Here is a 548-nt window from a genome sequence, read left to right as displayed (position 1 = left end):
TGCCGCGGACAGTGCACTAACCGTAGTGGTAGCGGCAGGCAGCGATCCTGACCTGATCGCCAACGACCTTGTACACCAGGCGGTGCTCGTCGGTGATGCGTCTGGACCAGTAGCCGGCGAAGTCATGCTTGAGGGCTTCGGGCTTACCGATCCCCTCGTTGCCGTTGCGTTGGATGTCGGCCAGCAGCGTGTTGACCCTCTTGAGGACCCTGCGGTCCTGAACCTGCCACCACAGGTAGTCCTCCCAGGCGTTCTGGTCCCAGACGAGCAACACCTCAGTCGGTCTCGACCAACTCATGCGCGGTGCCGCGACCCGTCTCCAGTCGCTCCATGGCATCCAGGAGACGTCGCGCATTGGCGGGGGAACGCATGAGATAGGCGGTCTCTCGAAGGGACTCGTAGTCCTCGAGCGAGACGATGACCACAGGCTCGTGACCTGCGCGGGTGATGATCACTTCCTCGCGGTCGTTGGCGACGCCGTCGAGTACCTCGGCGTAGCGAGCCCGGGACTCGGTGTAGCTCATGGTCTTCATGATGTCCTCCTGTAC

General features: G+C 62.8%; 2 protein-coding genes. Both read right to left on the bottom strand.

Features of this window, described 5'->3' with window-relative positions; all coding sequences use genetic code 11:
- Window positions 1–16 precede the first annotated feature (16 nt).
- On the bottom strand, window positions 17–274 hold the full coding sequence (locus tag BA895_RS19370; protein WP_070193538.1) for a Txe/YoeB family addiction module toxin: 258 nt from the start codon (window positions 272–274) through the stop codon (window positions 17–19).
- A gap of 1 nt (window position 275) precedes the next feature.
- Window positions 276–533: a type II toxin-antitoxin system Phd/YefM family antitoxin gene (locus tag BA895_RS19365; protein ID WP_070193539.1), complete on the bottom strand. Its 258-nt coding sequence runs from the start codon at window positions 531–533 to the stop codon at window positions 276–278.
- Window positions 534–548: the final 15 nt, after the last annotated feature.

This window comes from Humibacillus sp. DSM 29435 (assembly GCF_001758225.1).
Classification (GTDB): Bacteria; Actinomycetota; Actinomycetes; order Actinomycetales; family Dermatophilaceae; genus DSM-29435.
Note: the sequence above shows the minus strand (reverse complement) of the source record. Positions and strands in the feature narration are given on the sequence as shown.

Excerpts from the sequence above, each read along its gene's own strand:
- BA895_RS19365 (WP_070193539.1), bottom strand. The coding sequence starts at position 533 with ATGAAGACCATGAGCTACACCGAGTCCCGGGCTCGCTACGCCGAGGTA.